At 66.7% G+C, this 23,854-nt stretch carries 29 protein-coding genes and 1 pseudogene; 27 read left to right on the top strand and 3 right to left on the bottom strand.

The genetic code is table 11. From position 1 onward, the window contains the following. Positions 1 to 131 precede the first annotated feature (131 nt). The 6 genes and pseudogenes from BJ928_RS21110 (at position 132) to BJ928_RS21085 (ending at position 4,843) form a co-directional block, all read left to right on the top strand. Positions 132 to 1,094, top strand: coding sequence for a zincin-like metallopeptidase domain-containing protein (locus BJ928_RS21110; protein WP_047630837.1), 963 nt, complete (start codon positions 132 to 134; stop codon positions 1,092 to 1,094). Further along, positions 1,091 to 1,460: pseudogene (locus BJ928_RS21105) on the top strand (DUF2958 domain-containing protein). Before BJ928_RS21110 ends, BJ928_RS21105 begins: the two are co-directional and overlap by 4 nt. A 280-nt stretch (positions 1,461 to 1,740) precedes the next feature. After that, positions 1,741 to 3,870: a ParB/RepB/Spo0J family partition protein gene (locus BJ928_RS21100; RefSeq protein WP_047630838.1), complete on the top strand. Its 2,130-nt coding sequence runs from the start codon at positions 1,741 to 1,743 to the stop codon at positions 3,868 to 3,870. 59 nt (positions 3,871 to 3,929) lie between these two features. Next, complete coding sequence (locus BJ928_RS21095) at positions 3,930 to 4,151, top strand: hypothetical protein (RefSeq protein WP_047630839.1); 222 nt, start codon at positions 3,930 to 3,932, stop codon at positions 4,149 to 4,151. A gap of 72 nt (positions 4,152 to 4,223) precedes the next feature. Beyond that, complete coding sequence (locus BJ928_RS21090) at positions 4,224 to 4,625, top strand: hypothetical protein (protein ID WP_047630840.1); 402 nt, start codon at positions 4,224 to 4,226, stop codon at positions 4,623 to 4,625. Further along, a complete protein-coding gene (locus BJ928_RS21085; RefSeq protein ID WP_047630841.1) occupies positions 4,622 to 4,843 on the top strand; it encodes a DUF6117 family protein in 222 nt (73 codons plus the stop codon). The genes BJ928_RS21090 and BJ928_RS21085 overlap by 4 nt, the downstream gene beginning before the upstream one ends. On the opposite strand, the gene BJ928_RS21080 is transcribed toward BJ928_RS21085, so the two are convergent. Together BJ928_RS21080 and BJ928_RS39390 are read right to left on the bottom strand one after the other, a co-directional pair. Further along, on the bottom strand, positions 4,816 to 5,268 hold the full coding sequence (locus BJ928_RS21080; protein ID WP_047630842.1) for a hypothetical protein: 453 nt from the start codon (positions 5,266 to 5,268) through the stop codon (positions 4,816 to 4,818). The two genes, BJ928_RS21085 and BJ928_RS21080, sit on opposite strands and share 28 nt — an antisense overlap. After that, a complete protein-coding gene (locus BJ928_RS39390) occupies positions 5,247 to 5,711 on the bottom strand; it encodes a hypothetical protein (protein WP_245432448.1) in 465 nt (154 codons plus the stop codon). Before BJ928_RS39390 ends, BJ928_RS21080 begins: the two co-directional genes overlap by 22 nt. A 172-nt stretch (positions 5,712 to 5,883) precedes the next feature. On the opposite strand from BJ928_RS39390, the gene BJ928_RS21070 reads away from it, so the two are divergent. The 3 genes from BJ928_RS21070 to BJ928_RS21060 all read left to right on the top strand — a co-directional run bounded on the left by BJ928_RS21070 (position 5,884) and on the right by BJ928_RS21060 (position 12,425). Then, positions 5,884 to 10,152 carry a strawberry notch family protein gene (locus BJ928_RS21070; protein ID WP_245432447.1) on the top strand — a complete coding sequence of 1,423 codons (4,269 nt, stop codon included), beginning with the start codon at positions 5,884 to 5,886 and terminating at the stop codon, positions 10,150 to 10,152. Continuing rightward, positions 10,152 to 11,189 (top strand): toprim domain-containing protein, encoded by a 1,038-nt coding sequence (locus tag BJ928_RS21065; RefSeq protein ID WP_047630844.1) that lies wholly within the window; start codon positions 10,152 to 10,154, stop codon positions 11,187 to 11,189. The genes BJ928_RS21070 and BJ928_RS21065 overlap by 1 nt, the downstream gene beginning before the upstream one ends. Positions 11,190 to 11,501: 312 nt before the next feature. Further along, positions 11,502 to 12,425 carry a DUF2493 domain-containing protein gene (locus tag BJ928_RS21060; RefSeq protein WP_047631114.1) on the top strand — a complete coding sequence of 308 codons (924 nt, stop codon included), beginning with the start codon at positions 11,502 to 11,504 and terminating at the stop codon, positions 12,423 to 12,425. Positions 12,426 to 12,561: 136 nt separating this feature from the next. Here the strand turns inward: BJ928_RS21060 and BJ928_RS21055 are convergent, their stop codons facing one another. After that, positions 12,562 to 13,059: a MarR family winged helix-turn-helix transcriptional regulator gene (locus BJ928_RS21055; RefSeq protein ID WP_047630845.1), complete on the bottom strand. Its 498-nt coding sequence runs from the start codon at positions 13,057 to 13,059 to the stop codon at positions 12,562 to 12,564. A 175-nt stretch (positions 13,060 to 13,234) separates the two neighbouring features. Between BJ928_RS21055 and BJ928_RS21050 the strand changes: the two genes are divergently transcribed. From BJ928_RS21050 to BJ928_RS20975, 18 genes are all read left to right on the top strand, one after another. Next, positions 13,235 to 13,723 (top strand): hypothetical protein, encoded by a 489-nt coding sequence (locus tag BJ928_RS21050; protein ID WP_047630846.1) that lies wholly within the window; start codon positions 13,235 to 13,237, stop codon positions 13,721 to 13,723. Between the two features lie 165 nt (positions 13,724 to 13,888). Continuing rightward, on the top strand, positions 13,889 to 14,056 hold the full coding sequence (locus BJ928_RS38850) for a hypothetical protein (RefSeq protein ID WP_183079439.1): 168 nt from the start codon (positions 13,889 to 13,891) through the stop codon (positions 14,054 to 14,056). 142 nt (positions 14,057 to 14,198) lie between these two features. After that, positions 14,199 to 14,639 (top strand): hypothetical protein, encoded by a 441-nt coding sequence (locus tag BJ928_RS21045; RefSeq protein ID WP_047630847.1) that lies wholly within the window; start codon positions 14,199 to 14,201, stop codon positions 14,637 to 14,639. Further along, on the top strand, positions 14,639 to 14,863 hold the full coding sequence (locus BJ928_RS38560; RefSeq protein ID WP_147413925.1) for a hypothetical protein: 225 nt from the start codon (positions 14,639 to 14,641) through the stop codon (positions 14,861 to 14,863). Before BJ928_RS21045 ends, BJ928_RS38560 begins: the two co-directional genes overlap by 1 nt. 347 nt (positions 14,864 to 15,210) lie before the next feature. Beyond that, a complete protein-coding gene (locus BJ928_RS21040; RefSeq protein WP_047630848.1) occupies positions 15,211 to 15,537 on the top strand; it encodes a DUF736 domain-containing protein in 327 nt (108 codons plus the stop codon). 185 nt (positions 15,538 to 15,722) lie between these two features. Continuing rightward, positions 15,723 to 15,965, top strand: coding sequence for a helix-turn-helix transcriptional regulator (locus BJ928_RS21035; RefSeq protein ID WP_047630849.1), 243 nt, complete (start codon positions 15,723 to 15,725; stop codon positions 15,963 to 15,965). A 120-nt stretch (positions 15,966 to 16,085) separates the two neighbouring features. Next, positions 16,086 to 16,349, top strand: a complete 264-nt coding sequence (locus tag BJ928_RS21030; RefSeq protein ID WP_047630850.1) for a DUF2285 domain-containing protein — start codon at positions 16,086 to 16,088, stop codon at positions 16,347 to 16,349. Positions 16,350 to 16,471: 122 nt separating this feature from the next. Beyond that, positions 16,472 to 16,786: a DUF6499 domain-containing protein gene (locus tag BJ928_RS21025; protein ID WP_052227628.1), complete on the top strand. Its 315-nt coding sequence runs from the start codon at positions 16,472 to 16,474 to the stop codon at positions 16,784 to 16,786. A 124-nt stretch (positions 16,787 to 16,910) separates the two neighbouring features. Beyond that, positions 16,911 to 17,237 (top strand): DUF2285 domain-containing protein, encoded by a 327-nt coding sequence (locus BJ928_RS39385; RefSeq protein ID WP_245432445.1) that lies wholly within the window; start codon positions 16,911 to 16,913, stop codon positions 17,235 to 17,237. A 127-nt stretch (positions 17,238 to 17,364) separates the two neighbouring features. After that, a complete protein-coding gene (locus BJ928_RS21015; RefSeq protein ID WP_047630852.1) occupies positions 17,365 to 17,646 on the top strand; it encodes a helix-turn-helix domain-containing protein in 282 nt (93 codons plus the stop codon). An 11-nt stretch (positions 17,647 to 17,657) separates the two neighbouring features. Continuing rightward, a complete protein-coding gene (locus BJ928_RS21010) occupies positions 17,658 to 18,545 on the top strand; it encodes a replication initiator protein A (protein WP_047630853.1) in 888 nt (295 codons plus the stop codon). 211 nt (positions 18,546 to 18,756) lie between these two features. Continuing rightward, a complete protein-coding gene (gene parA, locus BJ928_RS21005; protein ID WP_047630854.1) occupies positions 18,757 to 19,395 on the top strand; it encodes a ParA family partition ATPase in 639 nt (212 codons plus the stop codon). After that, complete coding sequence (locus tag BJ928_RS21000; protein WP_047630855.1) at positions 19,392 to 19,646, top strand: hypothetical protein; 255 nt, start codon at positions 19,392 to 19,394, stop codon at positions 19,644 to 19,646. The genes parA and BJ928_RS21000 overlap by 4 nt, the downstream gene beginning before the upstream one ends. Further along, on the top strand, positions 19,643 to 20,161 hold the full coding sequence (locus BJ928_RS20995) for a DUF2840 domain-containing protein (RefSeq protein ID WP_047630856.1): 519 nt from the start codon (positions 19,643 to 19,645) through the stop codon (positions 20,159 to 20,161). The genes BJ928_RS21000 and BJ928_RS20995 overlap by 4 nt, the downstream gene beginning before the upstream one ends. Beyond that, complete coding sequence (locus BJ928_RS20990; RefSeq protein WP_047630858.1) at positions 20,158 to 20,703, top strand: S26 family signal peptidase; 546 nt, start codon at positions 20,158 to 20,160, stop codon at positions 20,701 to 20,703. Before BJ928_RS20995 ends, BJ928_RS20990 begins: the two co-directional genes overlap by 4 nt. Positions 20,704 to 20,748: 45 nt before the next feature. After that, a complete protein-coding gene (locus BJ928_RS20985) occupies positions 20,749 to 21,096 on the top strand; it encodes a DUF736 domain-containing protein (protein WP_047630860.1) in 348 nt (115 codons plus the stop codon). A gap of 3 nt (positions 21,097 to 21,099) precedes the next feature. Further along, complete coding sequence (locus BJ928_RS20980; protein WP_047630862.1) at positions 21,100 to 21,864, top strand: lytic transglycosylase domain-containing protein; 765 nt, start codon at positions 21,100 to 21,102, stop codon at positions 21,862 to 21,864. 244 nt (positions 21,865 to 22,108) lie between these two features. After that, positions 22,109 to 23,848 (top strand): VirD2 family relaxase/mobilization nuclease, encoded by a 1,740-nt coding sequence (locus BJ928_RS20975; protein WP_047630863.1) that lies wholly within the window; start codon positions 22,109 to 22,111, stop codon positions 23,846 to 23,848. The last annotated feature ends 6 nt before the right edge of the window (positions 23,849 to 23,854 follow it).

Here is a 23,854-nt window from a genome sequence, read left to right as displayed (position 1 = left end):
TGCGTCTCGACCGACCCCTTCTGCGGGGAGCGCCCCGCAACGCCCCCTGAGAGTGAGAGTGCGGACCGGCTTTGCCGTGACGGGTTGAGGGCTGGGAGAGAGGCTTCCGGCGCCCGTCGCGGAGATCCGCGATGTCCAGAAAGACCACACCCGCTCGCGCCGGCCAGGACCGGACGAGCCTCTACGACGACATTACCGGCAAGATCATCGCCGAGCTGGAGGCCGGCCGCGTGCCCTGGGTCCAGCCCTGGGGAACGGCGGCGGCGAAGGCGCCGCTGACCATGCCGAGAAACGCCGCTACCGGCCGGCAATATTCCGGGATCAATGTCCTCATCCTCTGGGGCAGCGTCATCCAGCACGGCTTCGCCGGACAGAGCTGGCTGACGTTTCGCCAGGCGCTCGCGCTCGGCGGCAATGTCCGCAAGGGCGAACACGGCACCACCGTCGTCTATGCCGACCGCTTCGTGCCGGACGACGAGAAAAGGCGCGCCCGCGAGACCGGCGACGACGCCCATGCCGTTCCGTTCCTGAAGCGCTTCACGGTGTTCAACGCGCAGCAATGCGAGAACCTGCCGGAGGACGTCGCCATCGTTGCGCCACCGCCATTGCCCGGCCTGATCGAACCCCGGGTCGAGGCGCTGATCGCGGCCACCGGCGTCGACTTTCGCATCGGCGGCAACCGCGCCTGCTACGCGCCGGGTCTCGACTATGTGATGGTCCCGCCGCCCCAGGCCTACTTCGAGCCGATCAACTGGCACCGCACGGCCCTGCACGAGCTGGGGCACGCCAGCGGCCATCATAGCCGGCTGAACCGCGATCTCACCGGCGCCTTCGGGACCAAGAAATACGCGTTCGAGGAACTTGTCGCCGAGATGAACGCGGCCTTCTGCTGCGCCTCGCTCGGCATCGTCCCGACGGTGCGGCACGCCGACTATCTCGGATCGTGGCTCGAGGTGCTGCGCGAGGACAACCGCGCGATCGTGCGCGCCGCCAGCCAGGCCAGCAAGGCGGCCGATTGGCTGCTCGGCTTCCTCCCGGACGCGGAGCCGGCCTCGGTCATGGACGACGCCTCCGATGAACGGAGGGCGGCGTGATCCTCCTCACCCCGGAGCTCCGCGAGCGCCTGCTCGCCAACGGCCGCGCGCGGCGGCGATCATGTCCCCGTCGTGCGTTTCTTCAACCCGCTCGGCATCGGCACCTGGCTAGCGACCGAACTCGACGACGACGGCGACACCCTGTTCGGTCTAGCCGATCTCGGCGAACCGGAGCTGGGCCCGTTCAGCCTCTCGGAAATGGCAGCGCTGCGCCTGCCGTTCGGCCTGGGCATCGAGCGCGACATCCTGTTCGAGGGCGCGTTCCCGATCTCCGTCTATGCCGAGGCGGCGCGCCGGACCGGCAGCCTCACGACCGCGGAACGCGTCCTTCACGCCGCCGCCAGCTCTCGCCGGGAAGCCAGGTAATGCGCTTCCATCGCTGGCCACGACCCACTGCCTATCAGGAGACGCCGCGCAAACGCGAGATCGCACCAAACATCGGGCCCGGGACCGACGCGGATCCTGTTCCTGATACGACTATTATAGTCGTCCTGATCTATGCCACAGGAATCCCGATCTGAACATGCGTGCATCTCTCCCGGCGTCCGGGCGGTAGAGCCGGAAGAGAGTGAGAGGAGTGACGGGATTTCGTGACGGGTTGGAGGTTGAGAGAGTCTCTCGGCCGCCCGTCGCGGAGTACATCCCGATGGCTACTGCCGTTCAGAAGATCACCCTGTCGTCCTCGCGCGACATCCCCTTCAACAAGCTGGTGCTCAGCCAGTCCAACGTCCGGCGCGTGAAGGCCGGCGTCTCGATCGAGGACCTGGCGGCCTCGATCGCCCGGCGAGGCCTGATCCAGAGCCTCAGCGTCTTCCCCGTGGTCGACGCCGAGGGCAATGAGACCGGCATGTTCGAGGTGCCGGCCGGCGGCCGCCGCTTCCGGGCGCTCGAAATGCTGGTGAAGCAGAAGCGCCTCGCCAAGGTCGCCCCCGTGCCTTGTGTGGTGCGCGAGCGCGACAGCGCCATCCTCCCGGAGGAGGTCTCCCTCGCCGAGAATATCGAGCGCGCTCCGCTCCATCCTCTGGATCAGTTCCGCGCCTTCCAGGACATGCGCGGCAAAGGCATGACCGAGGAGGAGATCGCCGCGGCCTTCTTCGTACCGGTCGCTGTCGTGAAGCAGCGGCTCCGGCTGGCGTCCATCTCGCCCGTATTGCTCGACGTCTATGCCGAGGACGGCATGACGCTGGAGCATCTCATGGCCTTCACCGTGTCGGACGACCATGTTCGTCAGGAGCAGGTCTGGGACGCGGTCAAGGATGCGTGGTCGAAGGAGCCATACCAGATCCGGCGCATGCTCACCGAGATCACGGTGCGCGCCTCCGACAAGCGCGCCGTCTTCATCGGCCTCGACGCCTATCAGGCCGCCGGCGGCATCGTCATGCGCGACCTGTTTCAGTCCGACGATGGCGGCTGGCTGCAGGACCCGGCGTTGCTGGATCGCCTGGTGGCCGAAAAGCTGAAGACCACCGCCGAGGCGATCGCCGCCGAAGGCTGGAAGTGGATCGAGGTCGCCGTCAGCTTCCCCTACGACGCGACCCGCGGCCTGCGCGAGCTGCAGGGCGAGCCGCTCGATCTGACCGCGGAGGAGCAGGCGGCGATCGACGCCCTCAACGCCGAGTATCAAAAGCTCGAGGCGGACTATGAAGGCGCCGATGAACTGCCCGACGAGGTCGATCAGCGGCTCGGCGAGATCGAGACCGCGCTTGCCAGTTTCGAGGAACGTCCGGCCCGCTACGAACCTGACGATATCGCCCGCGCCGGCGTGTTCGTCAGCATCGCCCATGACGGCAACCTCGACATCGATCGCGGCTATGTCCGCCCCGAGGACGAAGCCCGGGCGACGACCGAAGGCGACGATGACGTCGATGCCAGCGGCCAGGCCAGTGATCCGGCCGAGCCGGTCATCCAGCGCGCCGTCATCACCATCGGTGGCCAGCCGTCCGAGCCCGAGGAGGACGAGGACGACGCGATCAAGCCACTGCCGGATCGACTCGCCACCGAGTTGACCGCGCACCGCACGCTGGCCCTTCGCGACGCTCTGGCCAACAATCCGCACGTCGCGATGACGGCGCTGCTGCACAAGCTGGTCGCCGACACCTTCCAGCACCGCAGCACCACCGGCGCGCTGGAGGCGTCGGTTCGGCATGTCTTCTTTCCCATTCAGGACGAGGCGCTGAAAGACAGCCCGTCGGCGCGCGCCGTTAGCGAGCGGCATGACGGCTGGGCCGGCGATATCCCGGCTGATGACGAGGCCCTGTGGGATTGGATCGCCGGCCTCGACGAGACCAGCCGCATAGCATTGCTGGCGCATTGCGTGAGCTACGGCGTCAATGCGCTCTACGAGAAGCCCAATCCCTACGGCGGGAACGGCGTTTCGCAGCATGGTCTCGACCAGCGTCTGCGCCAGGCCAACCGGCTCGCGCGCGCGACCGGGCTCGACATGGTCGAGGCCGGCTGGCGTCCGACCGTCGGCAATTATCTCGGCCGCGTCACCAAGGCCCGCATCCTCGAGGCGGTGCGGGAAGGCGCAGGCGAACAGGCGGCGCAGCTCATCGACCACCTCAAGAAGGGTGACATGGCCAAGGAGGCCGAACGGCTGCTGGCCGATACCGGCTGGCTGCCCGAGCCGCTGCGTCTTGCCGATGTCGACGGCGCAGCGGGCGCGGATGGCGAGGAGGACGGCGTAGCGCTGCCGGAATTCCTCAGCGCCGATGACGAGGAAGAAGTCCCGGCCGATGCCGAGGACGACGAAGCCCACCTCGTCGCCGCGGAGTGACCGGCTCGCGGGGCGGCTCCGGCCGCTCCGCACCCTCCTCAAATCGAAGGAGCGATCCGATGGATCAACCCGATGCTGCGACGCCCCGGCGCGTCGTCTTCCAGTATCTCGTGCCCGTTCACGTCGAGGTCGAGGACGGCCTCGTCTGCCGCGTGACGGTCATCGACGAAACGCCGGTGCGTAACCCGACCGTGGTCGAAAGCGATCCCGCCTATCTCGACCAGGCCGTCCGCGCCGCCGATGACGGCCAGTCTTGGCCGTCCTGGCAGTTCGGCTACTAGCCGCTTCCTCCACCATCCAACCCTTCTGAGCCCGGCCCCTGCGCCGGGCTTTTTTCGTTTCAGGAGCCCGACATGACCGACTATCTCACCCGCTTCTCCTGCCTGCTCGACGTCGGCACGCCTGCTAACGTTGCGCGGGCATTCGACATCTACACGGCGCTGATGGCCGAGAACGGCCGCGAGGATCCGCCGGCCGAACCCTTCCTGCTGTCACTGACGCCGGAGCATGGCGCGAGCCGCCTCTGTCTTTGCGATCCCGGCACCGCCGACCCGCAGCTCCTCATCACCTTCGTCACGCGCTGCGCCGAAACCTTCAAGCTGACCGGTCGCTGGGGCTTTCAGTGGGCGGGCGTTGCATCCGACCCCGTCATCGACGGCTTCTCAGGCGGAGCGCATATCCTGGACCTCGCCTCAGGCCGGACCCTCGCCTGGATGAGCACCGGCCGCTGGCTTGCCGAAGGCGGTGCGCGATGATCCCCGACCACGCCCGCGCCAATTTCCAGACACTGCTGCGCGCCGCCGAAAGTGGCGATTTGGCGCTGATGGAATGCACCGATGCCATGACGGGCGAGCCTCGCTACGTCATCGCCGCGGTCGGCCGCGACGGCGACAGCTACGTCTTCACGCCATTCGGCCATTTGGCAGAAGGCGACCCCTATGAGGCCTATGCGCCGCCCGTCGAGCGGACGTGACGGCCCACGAGCTTGTAGACATCGACAACGGTCGAGCGCGCCCGCGCCACAAACGCCGGATCGCCGGGCGGAACGGCAAAATCCATGAACGCGTGCTTCGGATAGTAGGCATTCAGCACTCCGACCACGTAGGAGAAATCGTCGGGAAGTCCATCCAGCCCGGCTGCCGCCACGCAGGCCAGTCCACGTTCCAAATCATGTCGGATTTCGCATCGACACCGATCGTCGTTCCAGTCCCGTGTGAGCAGGAACGATTTCAGCACGAGTTCGCTGGCGATCGCCAGCGAATAGCAGATGTCGCGAGCATTGTCCGCGACAGGATCAGAGGCCGCACGGAGAAACCCTCGGCCGTTGCGGTAGAACGCCTTGGCTAACTCGCGCGCCTCAACATCAGTACTCGCGTCTACCAGACCGAGACCTCCCACTGTCCGTTGACGCGCGCGAAGCCGATTGGCCGGTTCTGAGGCGTTGCATTCGGTTTGGCGGGATCCAGGGTGAGCTGAGTCATGCAGGTGACGCCGGGGCCGACATCGCCCGGCGAACAATCACCGAGCTTCAGCGTCGCGTTGGTGAGTGGACCCGTGAACAGGCGGTGCCGGCGAACCGCGGCGGTCGCCTGCTCCTCAGTCGGCTGCGCGACACCGGCCGCCACCGCTGGTGACGCCGCCACAGGCGCAATAACGGGCCGCAGCACGAACCCTGCGCCAAAGCCGACCACCAGGCATCCCGCTGCAATGATGCCGATCGCGCTTCCCTTCATCACGCCAACCTTCTTCGTCTGCCACCGCGCGGCCGGCGACGACACCTTCGTTTTGCTTTGGCGGTAGCTTAGCGGTGCGGCGGCCATGATGGAAGGCGAAGCGATCAATCGGGTGATGCGCGCACCAGAGTGAGAGGACGGCCGGGACGGGTTTGAGCCCGTCCGGTCGAGAGAGAGCCCCGGGCCGGTTCGTCCCGTCCTGCTCTCCGAGGTTTCCTCCATGCCCCATGCTTCGCTTCACGCGGCCGCTCCGGCCGCGACGCTGCCGCCCGCGCCCGACATGCCGCCGGCGTCCGCCATCCTCGCCGCGGCCGAGCAACTCCTTCTCCACCTCGAATGTGGTCGGCCGATCGACGCGACAATTCTGCGCGCGGCCATGGAAGCAGCCTTCGGTGCGTCCGACGCTGCCGGCGCCTGGGACTGGAAGACGGCCTATGACGCCTGCGAAGTCGCGACGGTCCTGTTCCTGCGCAAATACGGAAAGGCGCTTTTCCGCAAAGCCGCTTCCCCGGCTTCACGCCTTTCCGCTCTGGCCAAGATTGTCAGCCTTCTGCCGACCCACACGCGCCGCTCCGAGGAAGCGCAGGCTTTCCACCAATTCTCGACGCCGGTCCCGCTCGGTCTCGCCGCCCTGACCGCGGCATCGCTGACACCGGCCGACCGCGTGCTGGAGCCCTCAGCCGGCACCGGCCTGCTTGCCATCCTCGTCGAGATCACCGGCTCCGCGCTCATTCTCAACGAGCTTGCCGAGACCCGCGCCGATCTGCTCGCCTCCCTCTTTCCGGCCATCCCGGTCACGCGCTTTGACGCCGCGCAGATCGATGACCATCTCGTTCCGGCGGCCGTTCCCAGCGTCATCATCATGAATCCGCCGTTCTCGGTGATGGCCAACGTCACCGGACGAATTGCCGACGCGGCCTATCGCCATGTCGCCTCGGCCCTGGCGCGCCTTGCCGATGGCGGCCGCCTCGTCGCGATCACCGGGGCGAACTTCTCGCCCGATGCACCTGCCTGGCGCGACGCGTTCATCCGGCTGCAGGAACGCGGGCGTGTCTTGTTCACGGCCGCGGTCGCGGGCTCGGTCTATGCCAAGCATGGCACGACCGTCGAGACGCGCCTGACCGTCATCGACAAGGCGCCGGCCGAGGACACCACCCGCTTTCCGGATTCTACCGGCCTCGCACCCGATGTTGCGACGCTGCTCGCGTGGATCGACCAGCAGGTTCCGGCCCGGCTGCCGGTGTCGCTCCCTAAGACGATCGCCGACGCGCCGGTCGCCACGCCCACCGTGCGCGGATATCTCGCCCGGGCCGCTTCCGCGGCGCCTGCGCGCCGCGTCGCCCAGCCCGACGGCGTGCCCCTTCAGTACGAGACGACGGACTGGACGCCACCCGAAGGCGGCCGTCTCTCGGATTCGATCTACGAGACCTATGCGCTCCAGTCGATCCGCATCCCCGACGCGCAGCCACATCCCACAAAGCTGGTGCAATCGGCCGCCATGGCTTCGGTCGCGCCGCCGAAGCCCAGCTATCGCCCGCTGCTCCCGACCCACATCGTCAGCGATGGCGTACTGTCCGACGCCCAGCTTGAGACGGTGATCTATGCCAGCGAGGCCCATGGCGACTATCTCGCCGGCGCCTGGACCGTGGATGAGACCTGCGATCTCGTCTCGGCCGCGCCCGACGATGCGGAAAATGCCGTCCGCTTCCGCCGGGGCTTCATGCTTGGCGACGGCACAGGCGCCGGCAAAGGCCGCCAGTCGGCCGGGATCATTCTCGACAACTGGCTCCAGGGTCGGCGCAAGGCGGTCTGGATCTCCAAATCCGACAAGCTGCTGGAGGACGCCCAGCGCGACTGGTCCGCGCTCGGCATGGAGCGGCTGCTGGTCACGCCGCTCTCGCGCTTCCCGCAAGGCACGGCGATCCGTCTCGCGGAAGGCATCCTTTTCACCACCTACGCTACGCTACGGTCCGACGACCGCGGGAGTAAGCTTTCGCGCGTCAAGCAGATCGTCGAATGGTTGGGCTCCGACTTTGACGGAGTGATCATTTTCGACGAAAGCCACGCCATGCAGAACGCCGGTGGCGGCAAGGGAGAACGGGGCGATGTCGCCCCTTCGCAGCAGGGCCGTGCGGGCTTGCGCCTCCAGCACGCCCTGCCGAACGCGCGCGTCGTCTACGTCTCCGCTACCGGCGCCACGACCGTCCACAATCTCGCCTACGCCCAGCGGCTTGGCCTGTGGGGCGGCGAGGATTTCCCCTTCGCCAACCGAGCCGAATTCGTCGAGGCGGTCGAGAATGGCGGCGTCGCGGCGATGGAGGTGCTGGCGCGCGATCTGCGCTCCCTCGGCCTCTACACATCACGATCGCTGTCCTATGACGGCGTCGAATATGAATTGCTCGAACACCAGCTCACGCCCGAGCAGACCCGCATCTACGATGCCTATGCCGGCGCCTTCGCCGTCATCCACAATCATCTCGACGCGGCGATGCAGGCCGCCAACATCACCGGCGACAGCGGTACGCTGAATCGCCAAGCGAAGTCGGCCGCGCGCTCGGCCTTCGAATCCGCCAAGCAGCGCTTCTTCGGCCACCTCCTGACGTCGATGAAGACGCCGACCTTGATCCGGTCGATCGAGCAGGACCTGGCCGATGGCCATTCCGCCGTGATCCAGATCGTCTCGACCGGCGAAGCGCTGATGGAACGGCGTCTCGCCGAGATCCCCACCGATGAATGGAACGACGTCCGCGTAGACATCACGCCCAGGGAATATGTCCTGGATTACCTCGCCCATTCCTTCCCGGTGCAGCTCTACGAACCGTTCACCGACAGCGAGGGCAATCTGTCGTCGCGGCCGGTCTACCGGGACGGCCAGCCGGTCGAAAGCCGCGAGGCCGTCGCCCGGCGCGACGAACTGATCGAGCATCTCGCATCCCTGCCGGCGGTGCCCGGCGCGCTCGACCAGATCGTCCAGCGCTTCGGCACCGAGATGGTGGCCGAAGTGACCGGCCGCTCGCGGCGTGTGGTGCGCAGGGGCGAGCGCCTCGCCGTCGAAACCCGCGCCGCGTCCGCCAATCTGGCGGAGACCGCTGCCTTCATGGACGATCAGAAGCGCCTCCTGGTGTTCTCGGACGCCGGCGGTACGGGGCGCAGTTACCATGCCGATCTCGCGGTGAAGAACCAGCGCCTGCGCGTCCACTATCTACTCGAGCCCGGCTGGAAGGCCGATGCTGCCATCCAGGGCCTGGGCCGCACCAATCGGACGAACCAGGCACAGCCGCCGCTGTTCCGGCCGATCGCGACCGACGTGAAGGCCGAGAAGCGCTTTCTCTCGACGATCGCCCGACGCCTCGACACGCTGGGCGCGATCACGCGCGGCCAGCGCCAGACCGGCGGCCAGGGCCTGTTCCGGCCCGAGGATAATCTGGAATCGCACTATGCCCGGGACGCGCTCCGGCAGCTCTATCTGCTGCTCGTGCGTGGCAAGGTCGAAGGCTGCTCGCTCGACCGCTTCGAGTCCGCCACCGGCCTCAAGCTGATGGACGACAACGGCATCAAGGATGAGCTGCCGCCGATCACCACCTTCCTCAACCGGCTGCTGGCGCTGACCATCGATCTGCAGGGCGTGTTGTTCACGGCGTTCGAGCAACTCCTCACCGCCAAGGTCGACGGTGCGATCCGCAGCGGTGTCTATGATGTCGGGCTGGAAACGCTGCAGGCGGAGAGCTTCGTCGTCACCGACGCCCGCGTGATCCACACCCATCCCGGCACGGGCGCGGAGACCCGGCTGCTCACCATCACCCGGCGCGAGCGCAATCGGCCGACGACCCTGGCCGACGCGCTCGACCATCTCTCCGATCCACGGGGGCGGCTCTTGGTCAACGGCCGCTCCGGCCGCGCCGCCGTACAGGTTCCAGCGCCGTCAATGATGCTCGACGATGGCGAGATCGAGCGGCGTGTTTGCCTGATCCGGCCGATGGAGCAGCACTATGCGCCGCTGCGCATGATGGGCGAGAGCCATTGGGAGGAAGCCGATCGCGGCGCCTTCGCTGCAGCGTGGTGGGCGGAGCTGAACGACGTGCCGGAGTTTTCCGACAGCACCATCCATATCGTCGCCGGGCTCTTGCTGCCGATCTGGAAGCGCCTGCCGGACGAGTCGACCCGGGTCTATCGGCTCCAGACCGATGACGGGCAGCGCATCATCGGCCGCCGCGTCTCGCCCGCCTGGGCCGCTAACGCCAGCACCACCGGCGCGAGCCGCCTCACGCCGGACGCCGCCTTCGGCGCGCTGATGGACGGGGCCACCATTCTCGACCTCGTCGAGGGTATGCAGCTTCGCCGCGCCCGGGTCATGGGCGTCAACCGCATCGAACTATCCGGCTTCACCGAGGCGATGCGCGAGCGCTTGCGGGCTTATGGCCTCTTCAGCGAGATCATCTCGTGGAAGCTGCGCTTCTTCGTGCCGGTCGATGCCAACGGACCGACCGTGCTCGCCAGGCTGCTCGACACCTTTCCGATCATGCGCATCTCCGAGCGGGAGGCCGCGTGATGACACGGCAGAACGCGTCCGATCTTGCGCATCGTCTCGGCCAACAGGCCGAGGCGGTGTGCCGTCATTATCTCTCCAGCGGTCATCGCGAGGGCCGCTACTGGCTGGTCGGCGACGTGCGCAACACGCCGGGCCGCTCGATGTATGTCCGGCTCAAGGATTCGCCGAAAGGTGTCGCGGGCAAATGGACCGACGCCGCCACTGGCGAACATGGCGATCTCCTCGACGTCATCCGGGAAAGCTGCGGCCTGATCGACTTCAAGGACGTCGCCGACGAGGCGCGGACCTTCCTCAGCGTGCCGCCTCCGGAGCCCGAACCATACGCGCGCGCACGCCGAAGCCCAGCGCCCCATGGCTCTCCCGAAGCCGCACGGCGCCTGCTCGCCATATCGCAACCGATCACGGGCACCCTCGTGGAAGCGTATTTGCGCAAACGCGGCATTACGGATCTACGCGGAGCCGGAAACCTGCGCTTTCACCCGCGCTGCTATTATCGGCCCGACGAGCATTCTTCGACCGAGACGTGGCCGGCGATGATCGCGGCCGTCACCGATCTCGGCGGCAGGATCACCGGGGCGCATCGCACCTGGCTCGATCCGCGATCGCGTGACAAGGCGCCGATCGACACGCCGCGACGGGCGATGGGTGACCTTCTCGGCAACGCGGTGCGCTTCGGCATCGGCCGCGAGGTGATGGCGGCTGGCGAAGGTATCGAGACCGTGCTGTCGCTCCGGCAGGTCCTGCCCGACATGCCGATGCTGGCGGCGCTCTCGGCAGCCCATCTCGCAGCCATCCTCTTCCCCGATACGCTGCGACGGCTCTACATCGTGCGCGACAATGATCCGGCCGGCGACGGTGCGCGTGATAGCCTCATCGAACGGGCCAACGCGGCCGGAATCGAGGCGATCGTCGTCTCGCCGGCGCTCGGCGACTTCAACGAGGATCTGCGCACCCTGGGCATCGAGCAACTCCGGCAGCAGTCGCGGATGCAGATCGCGCCTCAGGACGTCGCAAGGTTCATGGCGCTGGCGGCATAGCCCGGCACGCGAGAGCGGGAATGGCGGTGCGTCGTCATGCTCGCGTGGATGCACCAACCATCGGAGGGGACCGCGCCTCGGCCTTCGAGAGGGCGATCGGCCAGCAAACGGGCCCGCCCGACAATGGCTGCGGCCGACTATTTTCCGGCGCGGCCTTCGGCCGCTTTCCATCGCGAGGCAAAATAGCCGGCCTTCGCCATCCTCCGCTAACGCTGCGGCCCTGCGCTCCGCTCCGGGTGCAGGGCCGGCCCGCCCGCCGGCTTCGTCGCCATGAAGGCCGCGACGGTCGCGGTCCAACCGACGGAGCATCCCATGAGCGAGCACGACGACTTCGAACCGCATCACGAATCCTCACCCACCGACCATGTCCTGACCGAGCTTCAACTCCACGGCTATCGTCCCTTCGAGGACGAACCCGACCAGCGGCTCCTGCCGGACGGCAACGCGGTCGCGGGCGCCATCGCCAACATCTTCGACGCCCTGATCGGAACGCTGGAGGACACCCGCCTCGAGCCCGACCTCGACGATCTCCTCTGGTCGACCGTCAACGTCTTCCACCGCGCCACCGAACGGATCGCCCGCGAACTCGACGACAATGAGCAAGGCCAGCGTCGGGGACAGCGAGAACAGGATGGCAGCGAGGTGAAGTCGGTCGAACTGGAACGCCTGATCGCCGAGGGCCAGACCCTGATCGAACGCCAGAACGCCTTCGAGCTGATGCGCGACCAGGCCGCCGAGCACTATGAACGCCACGTCGGCAAGACCTGGCTTCCGCGCAGCGGATCGCGGATCAACCATCGCAATCTCACCTCGGCGATGATCGACAGCCGCGACTTCCTCATGGCGAAGAAGCGCGCCGAACAGGAGGTGCTCCTTCCCCCTGGACCGAAGATCGTCGTGACCGGCGGGCTCGACTTCAATGACCACCGGCTGATCTGGGCCAAGCTCGACCAGGTGCATGAGAAGCACCCCGACATGGTGCTGATGCACGGCAAGTCGCCGAAGGGCGCCGAGAAGATCGCCTCGCTGTGGGCCAATAACCGCAACGTGCCGCAAATCGGCTTCGCCCCCGACTGGACCAAGCACGGCCGGGCCGCACCGTTCAAGCGCAACGACCAGATGCTGGAGATCGTGCCGAAGGGCGTCATGCACTTCCCGGGCACCGGCATTCAGGACAACCTCGCCGACAAGGCGAAAAAGCTCGGCATCCCGGTCTGGAGGTTCGGCGGCGCGTGAGCGCCGCCTCTATATGCAATGCTCCGGGTACACATACAGTCCGTAAACCATTCTATTCTTCACCCCGACGATGCTCATTGTGAAAGCCCAAATGTAGCGAGCGTTCATACCGCGCCACAAAGGCGTCGATCCGAGCTCAGCGCGCGATGCCTTGCTTATCAGGTTCGTTTTCACCTTCGAGCTTTTCCCGCAGGACCGCCATCACGCGGTGCGCGGCCTTGATGTCATCCAGCGACAGGCTTTCGGCCAACCGATTTACTTGCGGCTCGTACGCTGCGATCGCGGCATCGTATGTCCGCTGACCCTTCTCGGTCAGCACGACAAGCTGCGCGCGCCGGTGATGCGGATTGGCTTCAAACCCGACCAGCCCTTCCTTCTCCAGATCGTTCACGATCCGTTGGACGTTCTGGCGGTTTGCCCCGAGGTCGCGCGCAAGCCAGGCGACGGGCTGCGCCCGATCGGCAAACGCTATCGCTCCCAGGATTTGCCAGCGAGCACTTGTCAATCCGAACGGCGCAACAAGCCGGTCGCCCCATGTCAGCGTCACGTTGTTCGCCCGGAACATGCTCAGGATGAACTCGGTCAGGGCCTCGCCCGCTTCATGTCTCTTTGCTTCCCTGCTTGCTTCCGGCATTTGTCACCATAATCCTATATTGACATCATCATGTCAATTATGTAGTGCTGCATCATTACCAATTGACACCATGACACCGAACTGAACGGAACGCCATGGTTGGGATCCACGATGTCCGCGCCCGCCATCGCCGCCTCGGCGCTGACGTATGGCCGCAAAACCGAGAGAGAAAACTATGCTCAGGATTGTCCATCCACTGGCGGGCGTCATCGCCCTTCTCACCATTTCGACCTTTTGGCTTTCGACGGCGCTTTCCGAGCTGTTCGCCACACCGGCAACGATCGTGGCGGTCAAGTCCGCCATTCCGTGGGGACTTCTGCTTCTCATTCCGGCGATGGCGGCAGTCGGCGGTTCGGGGTTCGTGCTCTCGAAAGGACGGCGCGAAGGTCTGGTCGGCGCGAAGCTGAAGCGCATGCCTTTCATCGCGGCGAACGGGCTGCTGGTCCTGGCTCCGGCGGCGCTGCTTCTGGCGGCGAAGGCGCAAGCCGGAGAATTCGACGCGATCTTCTACGGCGTGCAGGCGCTCGAACTCGCCGCGGGAGCCGTCAACATCGTGCTTCTTGGGCTCAGCATGCGTGACGGCATGAAACTCACGCAGTGTCGGCGCAGGACGTCGGAGGCGGCGACCTCGAGGCGGCGCACCACCCCCGCTTCTGTGCGCTGATCCTTGGTCAGACTGATCGCCTGACGCCATCAACCCGTAAAGGGTCGGCTATGCGAGCATGCCGCCGCTGCGGCTGCGCCTGCGCGGTGATTGCAGCGCTCAGTCCGACGCATCGGGCGCCTGTCAGCGGGGGATGGTCCTCCGCTCTGAACAGGAGCCGGATCGATGTCCCTCAACGACGCACACGCCTTCGCCTTCAGCCTCGCCACCACCCTGATGGCCGCCATCATCATCTTTCAGGCCGGCGACGGCACTCTATCGGTGACGCCCGCCAGTGAATATGACGGCGATCTCGCGGCGATCGTCCACGAGATCGATCCCTTCGCCCCCTGATCGGGGCGAACCGGCGGCGCCGGGCGGAGATCGCAGGCGGTTTCCGCTCCCTGCGCGGGCGGCTTTCAGCTATATTGTCGGTCGCGCCGTGGTGGTGGTGGAAGGCGCAACCGTCAGACTTATTCTCACGGAGGCCACCACCATGATCATCCTTGCCATCCTCGCATCGATCGCCGCCATCGGCCTGCTCTGCTGGCTGCTGTTCATCTTGGCCATCTTCGCGCTGCCGGCCTTCGTCGGCGTCACCGTCGGCGTCTGGGCTCACGGCACCGGCGCGGGCATCCTCGGCGCGATCCTCATCGGCGCCATGGCCGCCGGCGTCACGCTGGGCATCGGCCAGCTTCTGCTCCTGTTCGTCCGGCCAATATGGCTCAAGCTCCTTGTCGCGATCGCCTTTGTTGCGCCAGCCGGGATCGCCGGCTTCCACGCCACCCATGGCATCGTGAAGCACCTCATGCCCTCCGAGACGTGGCAGATGGCCTTCTCGATCATCGGCGCCATTGCGATCGGCATCACCGCGTTCGTGCGGGTCGCCGGCATGACGGCTGCGGCCCCATCCAGCCGGAACCTTGCACAGGCTTAATGCCAACAGTCCCCCCGGGGGCAGACCAGGATAGCGAGACCACCACCACGCACCCCGTTTCGAGCGAATTGCAATCGATCGTGATTCGCGCGGATCGCCTCTGGGACCCGACTGGCGGCATCGCGGTGGAGCGCCTGGATTCGGCAGGCCGTCGCCCGCAGCGCGCGGCGGACCGGTCGCTGCGCGTTCTCACCCGTGGCGATGGCGAGGATGGATCCACGTAGGGCCGGGCCGAGATGGGGGCAGACGAAGCCGTGAGCATCGATCGTGTGGCCGTGCCGGTTGCGAGGGGTCGCCATTGTCTCCGTTGTCTGACCGTGCCTCAACCGCTCCAAACGGCCTCTTCAATGGCCTGATCTGGCCGAAGGCCGGCTGCGCCTCGATCGCCTATGACGCAACAGCGGCGTCGAACTTTCTTCCCCTGCCGGCTGCGCCGCCATTCCTCGCGAGACAAGAAAGTCCTCCTTTGCTGTCAGGCCCCTTCGGGGTGCGCCGTCGATCGCCTCCGGCCTGCCGATCGCCATCGAGGCCGCAATGGTGCGGGCTCGGGAACGGAAAACGGAGACTCACAATGGCGACCATCGGTACCTTCAAGAAGACCGGCTCGAACGAATTCACCGGCGAAATCGTCACCCTCAGCGTCCAGGCCAAGAACGTGCGCATCGTCCCCGACCAGCGCGCCACCGGCGAGAACGCCCCCAGCCACCGGGTCCTGGTCGGCCGCGCCGAGATCGGCGCCGCCTGGTCCAAGCGCTCCAACGAAGGCCGCGACTATCTGGGCCTCAAGCTCGACGATCCGAGCTTCAACGCCCCGATCTACGCTAACCTCTTCGACGACGAGGAAGGCGAGACCTTCTCGCTCATCTGGTCCCGCCCCAACGGGCGGCGCGGCGACTAACGCCCCGCGCAAGGCCCCGGCCGAACAGGCCGGGGCCTTCTTCCGTCGGGCGACCGAATCAGCCGCCGTGGTGAGCGACGAAGTGAAGCTCCGAAAGGGCCTTAGCGCTGGCTTCAGCACTCAAGAACGACTATAATAGCCGTAGTTCTAGCGTGCGCGTAGGTCCAAGTGGGAGGTGATCATGCATGATCACCGCCCGACAATCGCGGGCCGCACGCGCGTTGCTGGGTTGGACGCAGGAGACGCTCGCTGACAAGGCCCGGGTATCCTTGACCGCGCTCAAGCGCCTCGAATCCGCAAGCGGTCTCGAGGTGTTTGAGAGCACGCGCGATGAGGTCCGGCGCGCCTTCGAGCGCGGCGGGATCGTCTTCCTGAACTCCGACCAAGGCGTGGGAGTGATGCTTGTCGACAGGAAGAAGAAAAACTGACGCTTCAGCGCGGGCTCACACCGCCTGGGCGTCCTGCGACGACATCGCAGATGGCCAACGCCTTCAAAACAGCGTTAACAAATTCCTTCAAAATGGATACATCTGGCGCCGGGGGTTGCGGTGACCAAAGAAGACTTTCTCGACCAGCCGCCTGGCGGCGCAGTGCTCACAGCCTACGATCAGGCGCACCTGAGGCTATATTTGCGCCTACTCGACGCGGACGCTGAAGGTGCGGACTGGAAAGAGGTGGTCGAAGTCCTGTTCGGGATCTGTGCCAAAACAGAACCAGAGCGAGCCGCCCGCGTCCACACTGCTCATCTCGCCCGCGCAAAATGGATGACGACAAGCGGCTATCGCGAGCTCCTCGGTCCCCGTCTTCATTGAGGTGATGCAGAAACCGCATCACGTTGATCCGACTTCGTTCTTCCCAAGACATATTCAACTTGGAATCGTGACGACCGCATAACTCGCGTTGCGTAACATATCTGCGCGGAGGGCGGCGGAGGATGTCCGAGGACGAAAATTGGCGGTCTGAAGCCGCCTATGACTATATCGACAAGTTGACGCCCGGTGATCTTGCCTGGGAGTTCCTGCGTCGTAACCCCGAATACAGACGATCCTATAAGGAATTGGTGGCCCACGGGCGGCTGACCGAGGACATCGCGCGCGCATTCGCCGAACAATGGGGGTTGCGATTTCGTCGCCGACCCTGGCAAGTCCGCGCTGATCCAGCCGATCTTCTGGACCCCGCAAACCGATCCGGCGACGCTCCCGTTCACCGACGGTCCACGCCCGGCTGGCGATATCAGCGTCAACGCTGACGATCTACGCGCCCGTGCCGTCTTCCAGCATCACCCCGATCTGATCCGGCTCGCCCTACGCGGCGAGCCTTACGATGTCGCCCTGACCAACGTCGATGATGCTCTTCCCCTCGGCGCGTTCGTCATGTTCGACGAGTTGACGCTCGACCGACTTACCGCGGTCGAGCGTCTCTGGCAGGCGATGTTCGGCAAACGCGTGCCGCCCGATCCGCGCCTGACACCGCAGAGACGTGAGCGCACCCGCCAGATGCTGCGCACTGTCGACGCGCGCGAAAGTGGCGCCATATACCGCGTCGTCGCCGAGCACCTCTTTCCCCAGCACAAAATCGACGCAGCATCCTGGGTCGGCGACCCGATCCGGGAAATCACCATCCGTCTCGCCCGCGACGGCATGAAGCTCGTGCGCGGCGGCTACCGAACGCTGTTGCGCCGTCCAAGGCGCGAACGCTGACACCCGCAGGCGTGTCGATCTTAACCGCCTTACTTCGACATCGTCCGAGGCGCCGTCTTCGCGCCACCGTACTCGCAACCCGCCGCTCGTTCGCAGCGGCCTCCCGCGAGACCACGGAGGTTCGATCATGGCCGAAAAAGCCGCCAATTTACCGCCACGCTACCTGAGAACGCAGGAGGCGGCGCGCTTCCTCGGCCTTTCCGAACGCACCCTTGAGAAGCACCGGACCTACGGGACCGGTCCGATCTACCGCAAGCTCGGCGGCCGCGTCGTCTATTCCGTCGATGACCTGCAGAGCTGGGCGGATCGCGGCCTCGTCACCTCCACCTCCGATCCGCGCGGCGGCACCGTTTTGCCAGCCAAGCGCCATACAGCTTCGCCCGCCGCTGGCGGCCGCTTCCCGCGCTGAGGTGGCCGGCCGTGTTGTCTCGCCACGATCATCACGATGAGCGCGCGCAGCTCGATCTGTTCCGGGCGCTGCCCGGCGATCTCGCGCCCCGCGATGCGCAGGACCTCATGGCCTATCCGTTCTTCTCGCTTGCCAAGTCGAAGCGCCTGGCACCGATCGACTTCAAGGCGGGCTCGGTGAAGATCCGCGTCGAGGCCGTGCCCGAGCATGGCATGGCCACGATCTGGGATGCAGACGTCCTGATCTGGGCCGCCTCGCAGATCGTCGAGGCCCGCGACGTCGGCCTGCGCCCATCACGCCTGATGGCGACCACCCCCTATGAAATCTTGAACTTCATCGGCCGAGGCGTATCGCTGCGCGACTACGACCGCCTGAAGGCGGCACTCGACCGGTTGCAATCGACCACGGTCGCGACCTCGATCCGCCAGCCGACCGAGCGGCGAATGCATCGCTTCTCCTGGATCAACGAATGGAAGGAGCGCGCCGATCATCGTGGCCGGCCGCTCGGCCTCGAACTGATCGTCCCCGACTGGTTCTACGGCGCTGTGCTCGAAGACGCGCTCGTGCTGACGATCGACCGCAAATATTTCGATCTCACCGGCGGGCTGGAGCGCTGGCTCTACCGCCTTGTCCGCAAGCATGGCGGCAAACAGGAGTTCGGCTGGAGCTTCGACTTTCCGCACCTTCACGCCAAGTCGGGCAGCCTCTCGCCGCTCAAGCACTTCGCCTACGACCTGCGCGACATCGTGCGCCGCCAGCCGCTGCCAGGCTACCGGCTGACCGTCGAGCAATGCCTTGGCGGCCCGGAAATCCTTTCCTTCGCACCCACTGATCCGGACGCGCTCGGCATCCCACGCCGCCGTCGCCGTCCGGCAACTCGGCCTGTGGATAAGCTGTGAATCGCCTCGTGCTATCAGGGACCGGCACTATCGTGCCATCGGGGACCGAACCCTCGTGCTATCGGGGACCGGAATCGCCGATTCCTCGCGCTGAATCAGCAGCTTGCGAGCCCACTAACTTATCTAACTTAGATTCCTTCGGAATCTTTCTAACGGAAGTACGCTTTTCAGCGCCTGCGGATAACCCTCCGCTGGCCGACAGGAGCGCGCCGTGATCGTCGCGCTGCTCAATCAAAAGGGCGGCGTCGGCAAGACGACGCTGGCGCTGCATCTCGCCGGTGAATGGGCTCGGCACGGGCAACGCGTCACGCTGATCGACGCCGACCCGCAAGGCTCGGCGCTCGACTGGTCCCAGCAGCGCAGCCGGGAGGGGTTGGAGCGGCTGTTCGGTGTCGTCGGCCTGGCGCGCGACACGCTGCATCGCGAGGCGCCGGAGCTGGCCCGGGACGCCGATCACGTCGTCATCGACGGGCCGCCGCGCGTCGCCGGGCTGATGCGTTCGGCGCTGCTCGCCGCCGATCTCGTGCTGATCCCCGTCCAGCCATCGCCCCTTGATGGCTGGGCCTCGGCCGAGATGCTCGCGTTGCTGGGCGAGGCGCGCATCTACCGGCCGCAGCTCGCCGCCCGCTTCGTGCTGAACCGCTGCGCCGCGCGCACGGTGCTCGCGCGCGAAACCGCCGAGACGCTGGCGGATCACGACCCGCCATTGCTCGCCACCACGATCGGCCAACGCATCGTCTTTGCTGAAGTCGTGCAGACCGGCCGGCTCGCCGCCGAGCAGGACGCGGAGTGTCCGGCCGCGCGCGAGATCGTCGCGCTGGCGGCCGAAGTGGCGAGGGTCGGCGCATGAGCGAACGGTCCCCCAGGCGCAGCTTCGCATCCCGGCCTGCCGATCCGGAGAGCTGGATCAAGGCGCCAGATCACCAGACGCAGCGCGTGCAGCCTGCCGAGGAATTCTCGGCTCGGCTGACGATCGATGTCACCGCCGACATGCGCGGCCGCATCAAGATCGCGGCCTTCCGGCGCGGCCAGACCGTCGCCGACATGCTGCGCGCGCTGTTCGAACGCGAATTCCCACCACCGTCAGGAGAAGGATCATGACCGGTCTTGCCGCCGCATCCGCGCGCGTCGGCCGCGCCGCCGCCGCGCCGCCAGACGATCTCACCCAAGTCGAGCTCGTCTGGATCGAGAAGCAGATCGAGCACTGGATCCGCTTTGGCCGCGAGGTCCGCGAACAGGTGCTGGACCGCCGCCGCCGCATCCTCTTCTTCCCTGCCGGCAGCGTCTTCGCGCTGGTGCGCTGGGCCGCGAACGAGCACGGCACCGTGCTCTCGCGTCTCGACATCCTGCGCGCCGTCGAACGTGGCACGCCATGCCAGACGGTCCCGACGGTGACGCCCGGCGGCGACATCCTGCTGCGTGTCGACGGCTGGCCGAAGGTGGAGCGCGCGCTCCAGCTCATCGATGCGATCGAGGCGATCGGCATCGATCCAGCGAAGGTATCGCCCGATCACTGGCGCCACGTCCACAATCGCCTGGCCGCCGGCGAGACGCCGCGCGCCTACACAATGCAGCGCCATCGCGCCTTCCTCCTGCGCCGCGAGATCGACGCATGACCCGGCTCGGCTACGCCATCACGACGACCGCCGCCGTGTCGCTGCTCGGCGTTCTGTCGCTCGCTTCCTTCACGCCGAAGCTGATCTGGAATGCGTCGGCCAGCACGCCGATCGGCCTCTATGCGATCGAGCCCCAGCGGTCCCCGGAGGTCACCGATCTGGTCGCCGTACGCGCGCCCGAGCCGCTGGCGAGCTTCCTCGCCGAGGGCGGCTACCTGCCGCGCGGCGTACCGCTGATGAAGCGCATCGTGGCGCTTCCCGGCCAGCGGGTTTGCCGGACGGGCCTCGCGATCACCGTCGACGCAGTGCCAATGGGCGAGGCGCTCGATCGCGATCGCCGCGGCAATCCACTGCCGATCTGGCAGGGCTGCCGCGTCGTCGCCGAGGGCGAGCTGTTCCTGATGAACTGGCAGGTCCGCGACAGCCTTGACGGCCGCTACTTCGGCCCGCTTCCGGCCTCCGCAGTGATCGGCCGGGCCATCCCTCTCTACACCGACGAGGACGGCGATGGCCGCTTCGTTTGGCGCGCGCCGACGCGGTGACGACGCGCCCGTGCCTACCCTCACCGCAATCCCAAGGAGGAAATCATGTCCCTGATCGGTCAATTCACCCGCGACGATGGCGGCTTCATCGGCCATCTAGAAACACTTCTGCTGCACCAGGATATCATCATCATTCCGGCCGAGCCGTCCGACGCCGAGAATGCGCCGGATTTCCGCGTCCACGTCTTCGACGGTATGAACAACGAACCCCGCGCCGAAATCGGCGCGGGTTGGAAGCGCACCGGCGAGAAGGCCGGCGACTACGTCTCTCTGCAGCTCGACGACCCATGCTTTCCGCATCCGATCCGCGCCAACCTGTTCCAATCGGCCGACGACAAGTCCACCTGGGGCCTGCACTGGAACCGCCCGCCCAAGCGCGGCGAGCGGGACTGAGCGATGCCGACCCGTCACCATCGTGCTGCCGCCGGACGGTTCACCACCGTCCGGCATGCAGCCCTCTTCCTCCTTACCGGCCTGACTCTCGCGATGCCGGTCGCGGTCTTCGCCCAGGCGCAGGACGCGCCGGCCGAGCGGGCATCTCCCGCTGATCCCTATGCCGGCTATATCGCCGAGGCCGCGCGGCGGTTCGGCGTTCCAGAAGCCTGGATACGCGCCGTCATGCGCGTCGAGAGCCGCGGCAATGTGCACGCGATTTCGTCGGCCGGCGCGATGGGCCTGATGCAGATCATGCCCGCGACCTGGGCGAACCTGCGCGCCCGACACAGTCTCGGCAATGATCCCTACGACCCGCGCGACAACATCTTCGCGGGCGCCGCCTATCTGCGCGAGATGCACGATCGCTATGGCTCGCCGGGCTTTCTGGCGGCCTACAATGCCGGTCCCGGCCGCTATGAAGAAAACCGCGCGACCGGCCGCCCCTTGCCGGCGGAAACGCGCGCCTATGTCGCCGTTCTCGCGCCGATCATCGGCGGCGGCGATCTCGCTGCCCCCGTCACGGTGGCGGTCGCCAATCCGCTCGCCTGGGTCCGTGCGCCGCTGTTCATCGCGCAGGCGGATAGCAGCGCGGGCGCAGATCGACGGCCGAGTGACGACGCGCCGACGGCACCGCCTTCGCGACCTTCCGAGCGCGATTTTGCGCCCGCCGATCCCCAGACCGGCGGCCTGTTTGCCACTCGAACTGCGAGTGCGGGGCCGCGATGACGACTTTCGCACTTTATGCGGTGATATCGGGCTCTGGCGTAGGATTGGCCTGGGAGCGGAGAAGCGCAGGCACCACAACCGCACGATGGCAGGATAAAGGGCCGCGATGTGCCGCCTTGTTCGGTTGTGGTTTTTCAAGGGGTTACGGCGCGTTTGCGCGATGTGCGCCTGATCGGCGCAGCCTGCGCCCGCGGCGCTTTCCCAACAATTTCCTCGACTTTGCGCGATGTGCGAGGCCATCCCCATGAGCGCCGAGGACGATTTCCGCATCCGACCAGGGCGCATCCGTTCGACCCGCGCCCAGCAAGTCAGGCCCTTCATTGCGCAGGCGCTCGCCGCCGCGCAGAAGGCCGGCGGCGCCGTTTCCCGGCAAGGCAGGATCGGCCCCGGCAACCGCTCACGCTTTGGTCGCGGGCAGCGCGCGGCGGTGCAGGCCAACCGGCTGCTGACCGCCCGCTCGCGTGGCGCGGTGATCAAGGCGCGCGTCGTGCGCCACGGCGGACGCAACGCGCCGCTCGGCACGCACCTCAATTATCTCCGGCGCGAGGGCGTGACCCGGGATGGAGAGAAGGCCCGGCTGTTCGGCCCCGGCGGCGATGATGTTGATCCCAAGGCGTTCGCGGAGCGTTGCGAGGACGACCGCCACCATTTCCGCTTCATCGTGTCCCCCGACGACGCGGTCGAGATGTCCGACCTCAAGGGATTCGCCCGCGAATTAGTCGGGCAGATGGAGAAGGATCTCGGGACCCGGCTCGACTGGGTCGCGGTCGATCACTGGAACACCGAGCATCCCCACGTCCACCTGATCGTGCGCGGCGCCCGCGACGATGGCGAGAACCTCGTTATCTCCCGCGACTACATCAAGGAGGGCATGCGCGACCGGGCACGCCATCTCATCACCCAGGAGCTGGGACCGCGCACCGATCAGGAGATCCGCCGCACCCTCGAACGCCAGGTCGAATCCGAACGCTGGACCAATCTCGATCGCCAGCTCGCGCGCGATGCCTACCGAACCGGCGTCGTTGACCTCGCGCCGCATCCCGATCGGCAGCCCGACGAATTCCACGCCCTGAAGGTCGGGCGCCTGCGCAAGCTGGAAACGATGGGACTCGCCGACCAGGTCGGCCCCGGCCAATGGAAGATCTCCGAGAAGGCCGAGGCGACGCTGCGCGAGCTCGGCGAGCGCGGCGACATCATCAAGCGCATGCATCGCGCGCTGACCGATCGCGGGATCGAGCGCGGCGCGGCGAGCTATGTGCTCGCCAGCGAAAGCCTGAACGACCCCGTCGTCGGCCGGCTGGTGACACGAGGCCTCGACGACGAACTCAAGGGCACGGCCTTCGCCGTGGTCGATGGTGTGGACGGCCGCACCCATCACATCAAGCTGCCCGATCTCGATGCCGCCGGTGACAGCGCGCCCGGTTCGATCGTCGAGCTGCGCAGGTTCGACGATGCGCGCGGGCAGCGGCGCGTCGCGCTTGCCGTCCGCTCAGATCTCGACATCTCTGCCCAGGTCACCGCCACCGGCGCGACTTGGCTCGACCGGCAGGCGATCGCCCGCGAGCCTGTGGCGCTTGGCGGCGGCGGCTTCGGCGCCGAGGTGCGCGACGCGATCGACCGGCGCGCCGAGCATCTGATCGAACAGCGCCTGGCCGAACGTCACGGCCGCAGCGTGATCTTCTCTCGCAACCTCATCGACACGCTGCGGCAGCGTGAGGTCGAGGCGCTGGGCGAAAAGCTTGCAGCCGAGACCGGGCGTCCCTTCACCAAGGCGGCCACCGGCGAATATGTGGCCGGCGCCTATCGGCAGCGCATCGCCCTCGCTTCGGGCCGCTTCGCCATGATCGACGACGGGCTCGGCTTCCAGCTCGTGCCGTGGTCGCCGTCTCTCGAAAAGCATCTTGGACAGCATGTCTCCGGCGTCGCTCGCGGCGATGGCGGGGTCGACTGGAGTTTTGGCCGCAAGCGCGGCCTCGGCCTGTAGCCCGCA

It is taken from the genome of Rhizobium sp. WW_1, assembly GCF_003610155.1.
Classification (GTDB): Bacteria; Pseudomonadota; Alphaproteobacteria; order Rhizobiales; family Rhizobiaceae; genus Rhizobium; species Rhizobium tropici_A.
Note: the sequence above shows the minus strand (reverse complement) of the source record. Positions and strands in the feature narration are given on the sequence as shown.